The 16,943-nt window shown below is 58.9% G+C and carries 11 protein-coding genes; 2 read left to right on the top strand and 9 right to left on the bottom strand.

Annotation, left to right across the window (positions count from 1 at the left end):
* The first annotated feature begins 55 nt into the window (after nucleotides 1-55).
* Nucleotides 56-2,752, top strand: coding sequence for an FG-GAP-like repeat-containing protein (locus PLH32_08425; GenBank protein HQJ64623.1), 2,697 nt, complete (start codon nucleotides 56-58; stop codon nucleotides 2,750-2,752).
* A gap of 245 nt (nucleotides 2,753-2,997) precedes the next feature.
* On the opposite strand, the gene PLH32_08420 is transcribed toward PLH32_08425, so the two are convergent.
* The 7 genes from PLH32_08420 to PLH32_08390 all read right to left on the bottom strand — a co-directional run bounded on the left by PLH32_08420 (nucleotide 2,998) and on the right by PLH32_08390 (nucleotide 14,702).
* Nucleotides 2,998-3,990 (bottom strand): PorV/PorQ family protein, encoded by a 993-nt coding sequence (locus tag PLH32_08420; protein HQJ64622.1) that lies wholly within the window; start codon nucleotides 3,988-3,990, stop codon nucleotides 2,998-3,000.
* 51 nt (nucleotides 3,991-4,041) lie between these two features.
* On the bottom strand, nucleotides 4,042-6,057 hold the full coding sequence (locus PLH32_08415; GenBank protein ID HQJ64621.1) for a hypothetical protein: 2,016 nt from the start codon (nucleotides 6,055-6,057) through the stop codon (nucleotides 4,042-4,044).
* 12 nt (nucleotides 6,058-6,069) lie between these two features.
* Nucleotides 6,070-8,838, bottom strand: a complete 2,769-nt coding sequence (locus tag PLH32_08410; GenBank protein HQJ64620.1) for a TonB-dependent receptor — start codon at nucleotides 8,836-8,838, stop codon at nucleotides 6,070-6,072.
* A 380-nt stretch (nucleotides 8,839-9,218) separates the two neighbouring features.
* The gene (locus PLH32_08405) at nucleotides 9,219-10,541 is read right to left on the bottom strand and encodes a TldD/PmbA family protein (protein HQJ64619.1); all 1,323 of its coding nucleotides are present in this window, start codon (nucleotides 10,539-10,541) and stop codon (nucleotides 9,219-9,221) included.
* An 11-nt stretch (nucleotides 10,542-10,552) separates the two neighbouring features.
* Nucleotides 10,553-12,079, bottom strand: coding sequence for a metallopeptidase TldD-related protein (locus PLH32_08400; GenBank protein HQJ64618.1), 1,527 nt, complete (start codon nucleotides 12,077-12,079; stop codon nucleotides 10,553-10,555).
* 37 nt (nucleotides 12,080-12,116) lie between these two features.
* Nucleotides 12,117-13,007: a hypothetical protein gene (locus PLH32_08395; protein HQJ64617.1), complete on the bottom strand. Its 891-nt coding sequence runs from the start codon at nucleotides 13,005-13,007 to the stop codon at nucleotides 12,117-12,119.
* Between the two features lie 150 nt (nucleotides 13,008-13,157).
* Complete coding sequence (locus PLH32_08390; GenBank protein HQJ64616.1) at nucleotides 13,158-14,702, bottom strand: alpha-L-arabinofuranosidase C-terminal domain-containing protein; 1,545 nt, start codon at nucleotides 14,700-14,702, stop codon at nucleotides 13,158-13,160.
* Nucleotides 14,703-14,879: 177 nt separating this feature from the next.
* Here PLH32_08390 and PLH32_08385 point away from each other — a divergent pair, with 177 nt between their 5' ends.
* Complete coding sequence (locus PLH32_08385) at nucleotides 14,880-15,248, top strand: cupin domain-containing protein (protein ID HQJ64615.1); 369 nt, start codon at nucleotides 14,880-14,882, stop codon at nucleotides 15,246-15,248.
* Between the two features lie 71 nt (nucleotides 15,249-15,319).
* On the opposite strand, the gene PLH32_08380 is transcribed toward PLH32_08385, so the two are convergent.
* Complete coding sequence (locus PLH32_08380) at nucleotides 15,320-16,021, bottom strand: hypothetical protein (protein HQJ64614.1); 702 nt, start codon at nucleotides 16,019-16,021, stop codon at nucleotides 15,320-15,322.
* Between the two features lie 94 nt (nucleotides 16,022-16,115).
* On the bottom strand, nucleotides 16,116-16,943 hold the full coding sequence (locus tag PLH32_08375; GenBank protein HQJ64613.1) for a 2-phosphosulfolactate phosphatase: 828 nt from the start codon (nucleotides 16,941-16,943) through the stop codon (nucleotides 16,116-16,118).

The raw sequence follows: 16,943 nt of genomic DNA, 5'->3' as shown, positions 1-16,943 counted from the left end.
GACGTCTGAATTCAGCACCAAACCCAACATCCCACCAAACAACAAGGAGGTAGCCATGAGGAGCAGAACCGTTACTATGTTGTTGATGTGTGTGGTCGCGCTGCTTTTCGTTTCGAGCGGGAGCCTCGCTCAGGGACCGTTTGTCCGCGGGACAGAGATTCCGGTTCCGGAAACCGATCTCAACAACGGAGGCACGGGCAATTTCATCGCCGGTGTTGATCTGGACAAAGACGGGAAAACGGAAATTTACCTCGTCAATGATAACTGGAATGATACGGCGACCGAGGTGATCCCGAGGATCTACAAGCTGGAAAAACAAGGCTCCGAATGGGTCGTGGTCTGGAAAGCGGTTGGCCCGGTGCTGCGGCAAAATACCTGGCCCTGCCTAGCTGTTGGCGACCTCGACAAGGACGGCAAACAGGAGATCATCTGGGGCGTGGTCAATAACACCGGCGACGACAACCTCAATCCTTATCGCATCCTGGTCTATGAAAGCAAAGGCGATGGCAGCGATGTGATGGGTGTCGATGACGGCGTCGGTGGTTATCTCCCCAATGCGAAGTGGACCATCACGGCCGAAAATAAAGCCAACATCCGGCCGATGCGCTGGGTGATCGCGGATCCGGACAAGGATGGCAATGACGAGATCGTTTTCGCGGATCGTACCGGCAAGAGCGGCTCCGGTTATTTTTTCGGTGTGATCGGTGTCGATAAAATCCCGGACAACGGCGATGGTAGTGAGGTTTGGAGCCTGAAAACGAGTGGTCTTGATTTCAATCTCAAGTCCGGCACAACCCAGAACAAGTGGGACGTTGCCGTGCTGGGATCGAACATTTACACCTTTTGCGAAATCGAGATCACCAAGGTTTCATGGGACGGCTTTGGCTGGTCCTACAGCAAACTTGCGCCGATGGCTGGCGGCTCGCCGGTTCAGTCCGCCCAGGTCGTGGATCTCGATGGCAACGGCACCCAGGAAATCGTCTGTGCTGTCTATGATTGGGGCAACGATGCCTACAAAGGTATTTATCTCCTCCAGGAGGAAGCCGATACGCTCAAGCGCACCGAGCTCTTCAACATGAGCGCCTATTGGCCCGGCGGTAGCCGGGGTCCTTGGGGCAGCGCCTGCGGTGATATCGATCGCGACGGCAAAATGGACTTTGTCTTCGGCTCCCGTGCAGGTACGCCGAACGCTAGTATTTATAACATGTCTTATCGCGGCGGCGATATTACCAATCCGGCCAGCTACACCTTTGCGCGAATCGACTCGATGTATGCTGAGGGTGGCATCTGGACCAACCTGGCCATCGCCAACGTCGATGACGACCCCCAACTCGAGGTGCTCTATACCTCCAGTACCGATGCCGGGGTCTTCCCGGATCTGGGCACGAAACCGATCGTGGTGCTCGATTACCAGGGTTCCAGCGCGCCGGTGTTTGACAACCTGGTGGTGGCTACCGAGGTTCTGCTCAACGGAGCGGCGCCGGGAGACGGCATCCGCTTCAAACCCGGCAGCATTCTGGATAACGGTAAAATCATCTGGTTCTGCGCGGAGAATATCAATGATGAGGTGTCGTGGGTGTGGAGATCCATCGATGGCGGCAAGACCTTTACCCACAATGCCACTGCCATTCCATCCATGACTTCAGGGATGGTGGGCTTTGATGCCAATACCGCAGTGACCGTTCAATCGGACGGCAAGATTTGGCGTACCACCGACGGCGGCGCAAACTGGACCGAGGTCTACTCCTATACGATCAGCCCGATAGCGCCAGGATGGTTCGATGGCGTCAGTCTCATGGGCGAAAGTTCCGCCATTGCCTTTGGCGATATGGAACCCGATGGCTCCATGCATTTTGTGCGTACGGATGACAAGGGTGCGACCTGGAATGAGATTTTTGGGATCGACTACATGCAAGCCGCATATGCTTTTTACAGATGGGGTCTCGCGGGCTGCACCGTCGGCCAGAATATGTGGGTCTGCGCTGAGCCGACCAACTATGTCGGTTCCTTTGTCTTCCGCACCAGGGATGGCGGTTCGACCTGGGACAGTTTTGCCATTCCCGCCTCTATCATACCCACCTACCCCCGCGCCATCGCTTTCTCGTCGGCTGATAATGGCTTGATCGCGGACCGGCGCGGTAATGTCGTGGCCAGCGTGGATGGTGGCGCAACCTGGTATCCAACGAACAAGGCCGATACTTCTGCAGACAGCTGGGTCAACGGCGTGCAGAATATCCCCGGCACCAATATCATCCTCGGGTATGATGATCTTGGCGTCTATGCAACAACCGACCTCGGTGCAACCTGGAGCAAGCTGAACACTCCGGCGGAAGTTGTTCCCATTGATAATTATTATTTCTCGGGCCTCTTCCTGAACAAGGATTTTGGCTATGTTTTCGCCTATCCTGGTATCGTTCTGCGCTTCGCCAATCAGCTGACCGGAGTCACCGACCGTCCGATCGAGAGCCAGCCCGAGGCGTTCCAGCTGGCCCAGAACTATCCCAATCCCTTCAATCCAACCACGACCATCAGCTACACCCTGCCAGCCCGGCAGAATGTCTCTCTGGCCATCTACAATCTGAAGGGCGAGCTGGTCAAAACCCTTGCTGACGGTGTGATGAGCGAAGGCGCCCATACGGTTCAGTGGGATGCGACCAACGAGTTCGGCCAGAAGGTCACCAGCGGCATCTACCTCTATCTGCTTCGCTCCAACGGCCAGCAGATCGCACGGCAGATGGTGCTGATCAAATAATTTCCGCTTTGACGGAGTTTGCTCCCCCGGCAGGATCATTCGGCCGGGGGATTTTTTTTGCCGGGATTCTGAATGGGAGAGGTATAAACCATGGGGGTACATAGGAGGTGCCACGCGCGCGGGCACGAGCGGCCCGGCTGCAAGGTGGATGAGTCCGTGCAGCCCGGCCGCAAGTCAGGTGGGCACCAGCGAAAAAAAAGAGCCTCCAAACGGAGGCTCTTCTCGTTAAATCGCGCCGGGGGTGGTCAGTAGGTGATCGCCAGCGAAAAGCGGTGGGCGGAGGTGAGAATACCGAGATCGGCATAGGAGTAATCGAAGGTCACGCCGAGGTGACCGCTCATCGTCGTCTGCACCCCCAGACCAAGCCCCAGGCCGCCCTCGTCGGCCTGAATCTGGTAGCCGCCGCGCAGGAAGAACATCCGGTTGAAGCCGTATTCCAGCCCCACGTTGTACTGCTCGAGGTTGTTGTTGGGGTGGACCATATCCACCGCCGTGGTCAGGCGGTGCTGATCGTTGTTCAACAGATCGATGGCGGCGCCGAAGCGGAAATTGATCGGCAGCGAGTAGGAATTGAACGACTTGGATTTGTTGACGCTGTAGGATTTGGAGTCGCTGTAATCGATGAAACTGCCGCTGAACGTCACCTCCGGGCCAAAATGGAGAATGGACATGCCGAGGCGCAGGCCGTGGAAATCGGTGTGATACTGGGTGCCGAGGTCCAGGGCCCAGTTGGTATAGCCATTGGTCCAGTACTTCTCATGTACGACCTTGCCGGTGACGCCGACGCAGAAGCGGTCGGTGAGATAGCGGGCGTAGGAGAGTCCGGCGCTGAAATTGCTGATATTGAAATAATTGCCGGTGCCGCCCGGCTGGGCCAGGGTGGTGATCTCCATATCATCGGTCATCAGATAGACGCCGCTGATGCCGATCACGCCGGCGCTGCCGAGATTCACCGCATAGGAGAGGCCGAGCAGCGAGATGTCCGCCGGCCAGGTGCTGAAGGAGCTGTAAAAATTCTGGCCGCTGGTCTCCGCCAGGCCGGCTGGATTCCAAAAGGCGGCTTCCGCGCCCGCGGCGATGCCGGTGCAGGCTTGACCGAGTCCGGTTGCACGGGCGCCGGTGCCCACTTCGAGAAACTGGGCCACCGACGTTCCCACCGGCGCAAAGCTCTGGCCGAAGCACCAGCCAGCCAGGCTGACGAGCACCAGGATGGGAAGAGTATAGGTAAGAGTTTTCATGGTTCATCCTCGTTTATACAAATCCATAGTTCTCTCGGTTGGTCACCGCGCTTACTGGATGATGACAAATTTGCCGATCTTCTGGCCGAGTGAGGGCGAATCCACTACGTACATATAGAGCCCCGGAGCAGCTTCCTGGTTGTTGCGGGTGATGACATCCCATTCCGCCACACTAGCCGCACCCGGCACCGCGCCATTGGCGGTCTTGCGCACACCCTGGCCGGCATGGATTTCGTCGATCAGATCCCCATCCAGGGTGAAAATCTTGACCGTGGCGTCGGCCGGGAGATTGGTGAACTGGATACGATGTTGCCAGGGATCGGTGTCGCTCGGCATGGGATTGTTCCAGATGGCACTGCCGATGTAGGGATTGGGCACGACCAAAACATGGTCGAGGGTGGCAGCCACCGGATTGGCCGGCGAGAGGGTGATGGCGCTGGCGAGGATGTTGCTCTGAATCACCCCGAGAGGGATTGGATCGTTGATGTCGGGGGTGAAGGATTGCACCGAATAGGTGTAATCGAATCCATTTATGATATCCGTATCGATGAGGGCGAAGGTGCCAGCCTGGCTGCCTGCCGGGGGCGGCCAGGTGCCACCGGCCGCAATGGAATAGGTGCCGACGCCGAGGGGCATCCAGTCATAGGAGCCCTGGGCGTTCTTGCCGACCGCCTTCCATACTTTATACCCTTCAAAATACTTGTGCGCAGTCGCCGCGTTGTCCCAGGTCACTTTGATGCCGGTCACCTGGCCATTGGTGATCACTGGTTCGGCCTGAACCCTGGGCGCTGCCGGTGCGAGGGCTTCCGAGGAGATGTTGTAGTTGTTGTCGACGATGAACTGGGCGGTCTTGAAGTTTTTCACCAGTTTCATCAGGCTGTAGACCCCGCCGCTGTCCGGGTCGCTGCCCACCGAGAGGGCTGCGGTGACCTTGAACGAGTCGCCGTACATGAATTTTTCGATCGGCCCGAAAGAGAGAATGCCGCGATAATCGTAGGCGTAAGGCTTGCCCTTGCTGTAGAGTAGGCCGTCGTAAGAATGGACGTTGATCATCTTGGTCCAGGCCTCGAGATCGGTTGAGGGATCGTTGTAGATCTGGCACTGGTGGAAGGAACTCGGCTTGAGATAGGGTTCGGTCTTGAGGATCTTGAAGCCGAGGAAGCCAGGGGTCTGGAGCTTGCCGTCGGGACCGGGATTGCCGAAATCGTCAGCGACGCCGTTATCGGCGGGATAGCTGGGGTTATCGCCGTCCCACATGAAGATCATGCTGCTGTCAAGATCGGCGTCGGTGAGGGTATGGGGCCGGCCGGCCATCTCGGGAAAATCCTTGATCCACGAATTCCAGGGCTGGGCATTGCTGAGGACATAGTCGTCAATATTGCAGAACTTGGATTCCGCGCCCCAGCTCGGCAGCTTGGAGACGTCGCCGTCGAAGCGGATGGTGAAGTAGAACTGGTCAAGATTGCGCGGGGTGTCGGGCAGCTCGTCGCCGTTGGTGTCGATTCCGACGTTTTTGACTGTATATTCATAAATGATGAAATCGCCGGCCCAGCTGGCGCTCCAGGCGTAGGTGCGTTCGACCACCTCGACGCCGAGTGGAAAATGGGCGCTCGCCAGCGGCGCCGAGACGTCATAGTAGCGGGTCCAGGTATCCTCCTCGGAACGGGCGCCGGGACCGGTGTAAACATGGACTGAGTCGAGCGGCGAAAACTCGTGGTCATCGCCCTGGGTCGAGTGGGGCACGCCGTCGACCAGAGCCGTGAGCCAGATGGTGCCGCGGTAGAGGTAGGAATTGCCCGAGCCCCCCGGATAGTCGCACGAAGGGGTGCGGTTGTTGTAGGCGTCATCGCCCATGTAGCTGAAATTGGTCACCCGCGACCACAGGGTGCCGATCTTGTGGAATTTCCAATTGTCCGGCACGATCGGCGAAGCGGCCGATAGGGTGGCGGTTTTATGCAGGCGGGCCCGGTGCTCCGGACTGTCGGCCGCCCTTCCGCTCAGCGAGAGGCAGAGAAGGAACAGCAGCAGGAGCGTTCCGGCGGTGATATATCGATTCACTTTGACCATGAATAGCCTCCCTTATAGTTGAATGGCGACGCCGGCGCGAACCTGGCGGCCATTATCCCAGACCTGGGGATTGCGGATATAGTTCACGCCATCCACATCGAGCATGATGACGGAGGGGTCACCGGTGATCTCGTAATATTGCGAACTGTTGATATAGTTCACATTCTTGCGGTCGAAGAGGTTGAAAACATCGATGAAGAGGTCCAGCTTGAGCGGCGCGAGCGCGAACTGGCGCATCAGCTTGAGGTCGGTCGTGCTGGTCCAGGGCAGGCGCTGGTCGTTGACCTTGTTGGTGCCATAGCTGGAGTAGGGAAGGCCGCTGCCGTAGGCGAACTGGATGTTGCTCTGCCAGTTGGCCAGAGGGCGGATGCCGGCGAATTTCGGGCCGAATTCGCCGGGGGTGCGCAGGCTGATGTTGGCGTTGACGGTGTGGGTTTGGTCATAGTCGAGCAGGTTCATACGCTTGGCGTCGGTGAAGCTGCCATAACCGCCGAAGGCATCGGAGCTGCGGCCCTTGGCGACCGAGTAGGTATAATTGACCGTGCCGCCCCAATACCGGCCGAGGCGCTTGCTGAGGGTGAACTCGAGGCCCTTGACATTGCCGTAGTCTGCGTTGGTGAAGACATTCATCTCGATGTTCTGGATCGAGCGGCCGACATATTTCATCTGGTCGACCAGGTTGGATATGTCCTTGTAATAACCGGTGACCGTCCCCTTGATGTCGTCGTTGAACTGGTGCTCGAGGCCGATCTCGTAAGCCACAGTCTTTTCCGGATTGAGGTTGGGATTGCCGATGTAGTTGCCGACCTTGGTCAGAGCCTGATATTTATTGTTGCGGAAGAGCCAGTAGAGATCGGGCCGCTGGAAGTAGTGGCCATAGGTATAGTGGATCACATCGCGGTCGGTGATGGGATGCGAGATGCCGATGCGCGGGCTGAGCTGGTGTTTGACACTGGGTTTTTGCGGATTGAGGAGAACCGGCACATCCCCGACCACCTGGGAGAAGGGATTGCCGAAATCGGCCGGATAGTAGATCGGATCGCCGAGGCCGTTGGGATTGAAGGCGTCATAGCGGAGACCGATCAGCGCGATGATGCCCTCGAACTCGAGTTTGTCCTGGAGATAGGCGCCGAGATCATAGGCATCCTTGTCCCAGATATCTTTGCGCTGGGTCTCCAGGGCCAGGGTCCAGCTGATGTTCTCCACCTTGGTGCGGTTGTCATAGAACTCGATGCCGCCCTTGAGCAAGTGGTTCTGGTTAACCTGGCTGACCAGATCGGCCTTGACCGATTTGGTCCATGAGGCCTGATAGAGGTAGCCGGGATCGTCGCCGCGCACCCACCAGAGGTTGTTCTCGCGTTCGCGGTAGATGGGATGCGGCCCGGGCTGGGCCGTGTCCCAGACCAGATCCTCCTTGGTATTGCCATCGTTGTCACGGTCTTCGACGTCGGGGGTGGCATAATGGTAGTTGGAGAAAAAGTGCTGGGCGCGGATCTCGTAATAGGTGCGCGGATTGAGGGCGTGCGTCCAGATCAGATAATTGGTGTTGCTGCGCTTCTCATAGTTCCAGAGATAATCCTGCATGCCGCCGACGTAATAGGTCTGCATTTTGGTGTAATCCTTGCCGTTGTAGGTTCCGGAAATGGCATTGATGGCACCCTGCCGGGCCTTGAATTCGGCGGGATTGGTGACATAGAGATAATTATAGAGGGTGGCATTGTCGACGTATTGGTACTGATGCTGTTGATACTCGGCGCCGGGACCATATTTAGCCGCCCAGAAGTAGTACTGGTCCCAGTCGTCCTGATTGTAGAGGGTGCCGTAGGTCAGCTTGTAGCTGGGTGAGATCCGCCAGGTCAACTTGCCCTGCAGCGTGCGGTCATAGGTGTACTGATTGAAATACCAGCCGTGGTCCTGGTCGGTGAGCTCGCCGGAGAGGGAGAAGGAGAGCGAACCGGGCAGCAGCTTTTTGGCCAGCGGGACCGGCCCTGAAAGCGCGGCCTCATAAATCTTGCGGTTCAGAGGGGTATTGATGCTGGCGCTGCCGAAATCGGTGGTGGAGGCGCGGAAGCGGCCGCTGTAACGGTTTGAACCCTCTTTCATGGCGAGGTTGAGCACACCGGACTGGACGTTGCCGTATTCGGCGCCAAAACCGCCGAGGGCGACTTCAAGCTCCTCGATACCATAATTGGGGACGTTGCTGGTGAAACCGCCCATGTTACCGGCATACTCGCCTGAGGGGTCGCGCACCGGGATGCCGTCGATGAGCACCAGCACGTCGCTGCCGCGGCCGCCGCGAAAGTGGTTGCCGACCACGCCCGCCTGGTTGCGCGCAATCTCCTGGAAGGAGTCGACCGGCTGCAGCTCGATCTCCTCGGTGGAGATATAGTGCTTGGTGGCTACCTCATCCTTCTGAATCATCGGCCGCTGCGCCACCACCGTGATGGCGTCGGTGATGTTGAGGACCTCCGAGCTGAGATTGACATTCACCCGGCTTGTGAGATCGATGGAAACCTTCACCCCCTCCACCCGCACGGTGGTGAATCCGATCATGGACGCGCGCACCGTATAACTTCCTGGCGGGATGTTGAGGATGGTATATTGGCCATTGACATCCGTAATGCTCCCCATACTGGTACCTTCTACCAGGACATTGACCCCCGGGACAGGCTGCCTGGTCTGGGCATCGGTTATTTTTCCGGCGATCTTGCCGGTGACGCCGGCGTGGAGTGAAAAGGCCCATACCAGTGAACTGATGATTAAAAACCACTTTTTAATCATTCACCGCCTCCGTTGAGTTAGGACCATGGCTTTATTGGGCTGTAAATGTAAGATTCGCTGTGGAAATGATGCAAAAAATGTGCAGGTGTTCGTGCGGGAATCTGTAAACCTAATTTAGCTATTTATGCATCAAAGTCAAGGAAAAGTTGGCCATGAGGCAAAAAGAAGCAGGAGACGGGGCAGCCGGGTGGGAACGAGAGCAAGCCACAAAGGCCGGGAGCCAGGGATAGCAATGGCCGGAGGTCCGGGTTGAGCCGAGGGGACGCGAAACCCGGCTGCCGGGTGAGACCGAGAGTGCGCAGCGAAGCCCGGGGCAGCCGGCCCCGGGCTTTTACTCTCGTGCCCAACCGGATGGGTTGGGCGGGATCCGGAGGCTCGGCTCAGATGCCCGAGACCAACACCTCCTTAAAGACCAGGCTCGGCGTCCGCCACGAGGAGTAGGGCCAGGGATCATTCGCCGCCTCGATCAGCTTATGCCAGAACTCCAAATGGTTGCCGGCGATGTTCATCTCGGCGACCGACTGCACCGGCACGCCGTTCTCAAAGAGCTTGCCGAGGATGCCGATCGAGCTGTCGCCGGTGGTGGAGTTGGAATTGCCGCCGATGAAACCGGTGATATAGATGCCGCGCCCAAGTTCCTTCATGATTTCCACCACGGAACGGCTGCCCGGCGGGATGATGAGGTTGCTGGGTCCGCCGGTGGTCGGTTCCCAGCCCAGCTTGCGGCTGTAGTACCAGTCCACGAAAAAGTCGTTCAATACCCCTTTGTCGATCATGATCCGCTTGCGCGCCGCCAGGCCGTCGCCATCGAAGGCGCGGCTTCCCAGCCCGCCGACCAGCAGGGGATCGTCGATCAGGGTGAGAACGTCGCTGGCGATTTTCTGGCCTTTCTTATCGGCCAGGAAGGAGCGCTTTTGCTGGATGCTGGAACCGTACATCGCCGCCAAAAGGGCATTCAATACTCGTGGCACGTCCTGATTGCGGATGATGACCGGCAGGGTTTCGGTCTTGATTTTTTTAGCCCCGAGCAGGTCAAGGGTATTCATCGCCGCGGTGCGGCCGATCTCCTCCGGTTTGGGCAGGTCGTTGCGACGGATAGCAACGGCATAATGATAGCCATTGGGACGGCGATCTCCCGCATCCTGTGCGGTCATGTTAGCAACGCCGACATAATAGGTGGAGGCATGATACCCCTCGAGGCCATTGCTCGTGAGCAGTACCGATTCGCTTTCGCCATCCTGCGCCTGTGCCGTGACCGAGACGACCTTGTCGCCGCCGGTTTCCAGGCAGGCCTCTTCCATGGCGCGGGCGGTTTTATGCCGTTCCTCCGGGGTATATTGGCCGTAGGTCGCATCGGTCAGCTGCAGATCGGCAGTCGAGCGGCCCTGATAATAGCGCGGATCAGGCAGGGAGCGGTAGGGATCTTTTGCCAGGAGACGGGTAGTCCCGACGGCGTTGGTGATGAACTCCTGCAAGGCTTTCTTGCGCAGGTCCGAGGTCGTCTGTCCGGAAAAGCGGCCGTCGACGAAGATTTCGATGCTCAGGGTCCGCTTGGCGGCCTCCTTGATGTTTTCTGGTCTGCGTTCGCGATAGCTGATCTCGACCGAACGTTCGCGGTCTATGGCGACGCGGCTCGCGGCAGCCCCGTTTTTTTTTGCGGTCTCGATGGCCCAGGAGGCCAGATCGAAAAGTTCCTTGTTCATGGCGCTCCTCCTCATGATTGCACGCCGCCGACGGTCATCGACTGGACCCGGCAGGTAGGTTGCCCGAAGCCGACGGGTACGCTCTGGCCACCCTTACCGCACATGCCGGCGCCGCCGCGGTTCATTTCCAGATCGTTGGCGAGCATGGTGATATTGGCGAGCATTTTGGGCCCGTTACCCATGATATTGACATCCTTGATGGGGGCGGTGAGTTTTCCATTTTCGATCATCCGGCCCTGGGAGACATAAAAGGCGAAATCGCCTTCGCCGATCTTGACCTGGCCATTGCTGACGTCCTTGACATAGATGCCTTTATCTACGCTGGCGATCACCTCCTCGGGAGTGGCTGGCCCGGCGAGCATGTAGGTGTTGCGCATGCGCGGTTGGACATAATGCTCGTAACTCTGGCGGCGGCCGTTGCCGGTCGATTTCACCTTGTAGAATTGGGCCGAGATCTTGTCGTGCAGGTAGGAGGTGAGGATGCCGTTCTCGACCAGCAAGGTTTTCTGGCCGGGCGTGCCTTCGTCATCGATATTGAGAGAGCCCGGCAATCGTTCGTTGGTGGCGTCGTCCACGATGTTGACGAAGGGCTCGGCCACCTTTTTGCCGAGCATGGTGGCAAAGGTCGAGATCTTTTTACGGTTGAAATCGGCCTCCATGCCATGACCGATTGCTTCATGCAGCAGGACGCCGGTGACGCCGGGACCGAGGACCACGGGCATCTCCCCGGCCGGGGGTTTGACCGCCTCAAAGAGGACCAGCACGCGGCCGACCGCCTCGCTGCACAACTCATCGACCAGGGCCGGGGTATAGTAGGAGAAATTCCGGCGGCCGCCCAAGTTGTAGCCGGCACGCTCACGGCGGCCGTTGCGTTCAGCGGTGACCGAGACGGCGAGAAAACCGTTGGGCTGCAGATCCTCTGCCTTGACTCCGTCGCTGGTGACGATGAGGATGCGTTTTTGTTGATCGTTGAGCGTGGCGTTGACCTTGATGATCTCACTGGAAAGGGCGAAGCACATGTCGTTGGCGGATTGCACCAGGGGCAACTTGTCCGAAAGCGGCACAGCCGAGTAGAGCTTTTCCAAAGGGTAACGGTTGGGTAGGGTGATTTTAGAAAATTTCACTGCCGGAGCCATCTGGGTGCCAGCGGCTATGGTGGCTGCGGTGGCGGCCGCGGCGAGCATCGGTTTTTCTTCCAGCTCCTGCGTGTAGCCATAACCCACCTGGTCCCCCTTGACCGTGCGGATGCCGACGCCCAGGGCGATCTCGCCGTAGGCGCGGTTGACTTGGCCGTCCTCGAGGATCAGATAGTTCGAGATAGTGTGCTCGAAAAAGAGATCGGCGAAATCACCGCCCTTGGCCAACGCCCGGGCGAGCACTTTTTCGCAGAGGGCATCGCTGATGCCGAATTCAGACGCGAAGTAATCCATGGTTTCACCTCGGGAATGACTCAGCCAGCCGCCGTCCATGATGAGCGCCCCGGCGGCAACACCCATGGCTGAGGTTTTGAGAAAGGATCTTCGGGTTATAGTTTGCATAGATCCTCCTTCTTGATAACGGAAATGCCATCAGGGATTAACACTCCGTATACGGTATCGGGAAGGATTTGATACAGAATAAAATTTCCGGACGCGCCCCCGCCGTTGCGACCCTGGCCGGCAGAATCGTCCCCTCCTCCAGGAGCTGTTCCAGGCTCTGGCCGATATCCCCGGCGGGCCAGCCGAAAAGACGCTGGATCGAGGTTGCTCCCGCGGCTCCGGCGATGGCAAAATAGCGGCGCAGGATCGCGAACCGGGCCTGTGCGGAGGTCAGCTTCCGGGCGGCTTCGGCTGCTTCGGCATACCGGACGGTGAACAACTCCCAGAGAAAGGTGAAGGGATCGTAGAATTCGGCGATCTTGCAAAGGTGCATACGCATCTGCAGTTCGGCCATGCCGCGGTCGAATTCGGCGCGTTTGCGGGGATGGGCGTAACCGCTGGAGAGTTTTAACTCGGAGGTGATCTGGGGCGAGCGTTCGGTCAGGGCCTCCATGATGCGTCGCGCCGCGGGGGAGAGCGCCCCGGCCATGTACTCCGCCAGATAGCGATCCTCGCCGCGTTTTCCGGCGATCAGCCGGTAAAAGGCGGGGAGGAAGGCGAGTGAGATCATCGCGGGCCGCTGTCGGATCGCCTTGCCGTAATAGATCGCCCGCTGCGCAGGCAGCTCATCCTTGACTTGCCATACCAGGCTGATGAAGGGATCCGAGTGGGTGTGCTCGGGATAGACCGGGCTGCGTTCGCCGCAGGCCGCATTCCAGAGGCAGGGCAACTCGGCGCTCCGCGCGCTGAAGGCGAAGCAAAAGCCCACAGCATTGACGAAGCGCAGGGCGTCCGGGATGCTGCGCACCTGACGCTGAGGCGTGCGGCAGAAAGTGTAATCCCGGTAACACTCTATTTGTTCTTTTTTTAAGGCTATCGATTCCGGCACAGCTGTTTCCTTGAAAACGCACACCTGGACTGCGCCAGGGCATCGAGCCGAGGGCGCGACCCGGGTGGGGACGAGAATACCGGGATTGCTCCTGGCTATCGAGCCGAGAGCGCGACCCGGGTGGAAGCGAGAATGGGGCACCCGCCGCTGCTAGCGCACCTCCAGCATCAGCACCGATTTGGCTGGCAGGGTCAGCAGAAGCTTGTCGCCAAAGATGCGCTCGCCTTCAAAGGGCTGGATCCTGACGGCCTCGGGCTTGCCGAAATCGTTAAAAGCCGTCATGCTATCGGCGGTGATGATCCGGCCGTCGACCTGCTCCGGCGATAATCCGCTGAGGTTGCAGGCGATCTCCTGGCTCTTGTTGGGATCGGCGTTGGTGAGGGTGATGTGGATGACGCCGGCGCGGTCCTTCGATGCCGAGACCGTGACCGCGGGGATACTCTGGCCGCCGAAGGAATACAGGGCGGACTCGACACGGCTGGGCAGCAGAGTGGCGTCATGATGCGGCCGGAAGAGCCGGAAGGCATAATAGGTCGGGGTACGCACCGTCTCGGTGCCACGCGTCAGGACGATCGACTGCAGGACGTTGACAGTCTGGGCGATGTTAGCCATCTTGACGCGGTCGCAGTGGTTATTGAAGATATTGAGGTTGATCGCAGCGACCAGAGCATCGCGCAGGCTGTTCTGCTGATAGAGAAAGCCGCCGTTGGTCCCTGGTTCCACGTCGTACCAGTCGCCCCACTCGTCGACCACCAGACCGATCTCCTTTTTAGGATCGAAGCGGTCCATGACCCGGGCGTTCAGGTTGATGGCCTCCTCCATCTGCAGAGTGGCCTTGATCTGTTCGAACCACTCCGCCTCGGTGAACTGAGTAGCCGAGCCCTTCTTGTTCCAGTCGCCGCGAGCCACGGTGTAGTAGTGCATCGAGATGCCCTGAAGAAGGCCGCGGTTGACGTTTTTCAGCAGCGTGGCGGTCCAGGTCGTATCGCCGCCGTAGGGTCCGCAGGCGATGCGCTGGCAGCGGGTGTCGTCATAGTCGCGGCAAAAGGTGGCGAAGTGGTTGTAGATATTGGCGTAGTATTCGGCGTTCATGTTGCCGCCGCAGCCCCAGACTTCGTTGCCAATACCCCAATAATGGACGGCCCAGGGCTTGGCCCGGCCGTTGGCGGCGCGCAGGGTGGTCATGGGACTGGTCCCGCCGGCATTGACATACTGCACCCAATCCTTGAGCTCGCGCGGGGTGCCGGTGCCCATGTTGGCGGCCAAGTAGGGTTCGCATTCGAGCAGTTCGCAGAGATCAAGAAACTCGTGCGTGCCGAAGCTGTTGTCCTCGGTGACGTTACCCCAGTGGTAGTTGAGGATGGGCAAGCGTCTGGTCTGCGGGCCGATGCCGTCCTGCCAGTGATAGATGTCGGCGAAGCAGCCGCCGGGCCAGCGTAGGTTGGGGATGCCGATCTCCTTCAGGGCGGCGACGACGTCGGCGCGGTACCCGTTGATGTTGGGAATTTTGGAGCTTTTGCCCACCCAGATGCCGTCATAGATGCAGCGCCCGAGGTGTTCGGAAAAGTGGCCGTAAAGGTGGCGGCTGATGGTTTGCGTCCCCTTGCCGGTCTCGATGAAGATTTTAGTCTGGGCGGTGAGGGGAAGTACACAACAAAACGAAAGCAGGATCAGCAACAGCTTGTTAGGTCTCATCACGGACTCCTTTCATTTTCTACCAAAATGTAAATAGTACGCCACGGAATAACAATATTTATTTCGCACGGGTTGATTTTTCTGTTGCAGCTGGATCGCACGCATGTAAAATGCGGATTAAATTCCCCTCTGTCCGTGTTGCTCATTCAAATGGAGACCTTCAGCGGAGGGAACACCATGGCCAAAGCCAAAGTAGTCCATTTCGAATCCATCCCCGCCCGCGCGGTCGGGCCGGAGGCCGCCGGGGCCGCTATCCGGGTGTTGATCAGCGATGAGGCGGACGACGCCCCGGTGTATGTGATGCGCATGATCGAGATCCAGCCAGGGGGCCATTCTCCCGATCACGCCCACCCCTATGAGCATGAAAATTATGTGCTGGAGGGTGAGGGGGAGGTGATGATTGAGGACCGGGTCTGGCCGGTCGGGCCGGGATCGGTTATCCTGGTGCCGCCGGACGTCCGGCATCAGTACCGCAATACCGGCTCTTCCCTGCTGCGTTTTCTCTGCGGCATTCCGGTCGCGCGTCTGCGCCCGAGCGCGCACTGAGGGCAGGCGGTCGAACCGGGAGCAGGCCTCCTCGGGAGAACGCCCTCCGGTGGGTGCCATCGATCCATCTGTCAGAACGCCCAGCCAAATTTCAGCAGCTCGATATCGACGATGAATTTACCGTCGTCGTTGTTGAACGAGGCGATATTGTCCCAGTCGCTGTGGAAAATGTCGTTGCGTCCGGTGAGATAACGGCCGAAGCTGAAACTGCATCCCCAATAGGGGCCTTTGTAGGAAAATTTGCGGTACCCCAGGCCCACACCGATGCCGATCTTGTCCTGTGTCGAGCTGACGCGGGAAAGGCTGCCCGAATCAGAGAAGGAGATATCATCCTCTCCTTCATAGCCTTCGAGGTGGGCGAAGCGGGCGAAGCCGCTGAGGTAGAATCCGTTGCGGGTGTTGCCGAGAAAATAGCGGTAGTGGCAGTCGACGGTGATCTCGCGCAGGTTTTTCGGGTCATCGGGATGGGCGTAATAGATGGGAAAGGCGATCTCGGCGTTGCGATCGACATCGAAAAGCGAGAAGCCGCCGCTGAGGGTGACATCGTCGCCGATCAACAGCGCGCGGATGAAATTGAATTCCACCCCCATGCGCTTGCCGGCGAGCGGTTCATTGCGGATTTCCCGGTAGATCTGTTTTTGCATCCGGTAAACGGAATCGATCTTGGACTGCACCGAGAGAGTATCCTGGGCTTCCTCCCGGGCGGCTGTAAGGCCGGATCCGATCAAAAGCAGGAATACGGTCAGCAAACCGGGTACACCAATGGTCTTCATGGCGCCTCCTTGTGCTACTCCCCAAGGGTAATACGACTTTCCCGCCAAAAAGTTCACCCACTCCATGCGCCCCGGTTCCGGGGCGATTTGCCTTTTAGATCAAGCGGATGGTGCCATCCTGCAGTTCGGGCACGATCGGAATGCGGTTCAGCCGCGCGCAAACAGTGAGATCGGCGCCGAACCCGTTTTCTGCGAGAAAGCGTCCGTGCGGGCTTGCTTGCATCATGGCCAAGAGATCATCCCGATGCGTCCGAGCCAGGCCCAGAGTTTCCCGGGCCGGTTCATCCAGCGTCCATCCGCGTGCGGCTGCCGCATTTGCGGTGAGGAGATCGATGAGCATCCCGGCGCAGACCTCGTCCTCGAGGGATCGATCTCCGTTGCGGCCGGAACAGAGGATATGCAGGTCAAGCGGCTCCTTCTGCAGCCGGGCCGCCACCGCCTCCAGGTTGAGGAAGGCGAGCAGCAGTGTCCTGTGCGCGAGTCCGGTCTGGCGCATGGCTCGGGTGCCGTTGGTGGTCGTGAGGATGAGATGTTTGCCCGCGACCTTCTCCCGGGTGTACTCCAGCGGCGAATTGCCGAGATCGAAACCTGTTATCCTGAAGCCATGGCGTTCGCCACCGAGCAGGACTTCGCCGGCGGCGAAGCGCGATTTCAGGCTGAGGGCCTCCTCCACTTCAAAAACCGGATGGACCTCACGGCAGCCGTGGTGCAGGGCGGTGATGACGGTGCTGGTGGCTCTCAGGGCGTCAATGACCACCGCGTTGGCGCCCCGGTAGCGTTCGGGGGCGAAATCAGCCGGCAGCCGATGGACCGATATCCTCCGGCCTGGCTTCTGCCGAACGGTGGCGCCGCTGTTCTCCTGCGGGCGTACGGACGCCACCCGGGCGCAGTGGTCCCTCTTTTCAGGCCTGCGGGCGGACAT

Source organism: bacterium (assembly GCA_035419245.1).
In the GTDB taxonomy this organism is placed as follows: domain Bacteria; phylum Zhuqueibacterota; class Zhuqueibacteria; order Residuimicrobiales; family Residuimicrobiaceae; genus JAKPUX01.
This window is presented reverse-complemented; position numbering and strand designations above follow the sequence as displayed.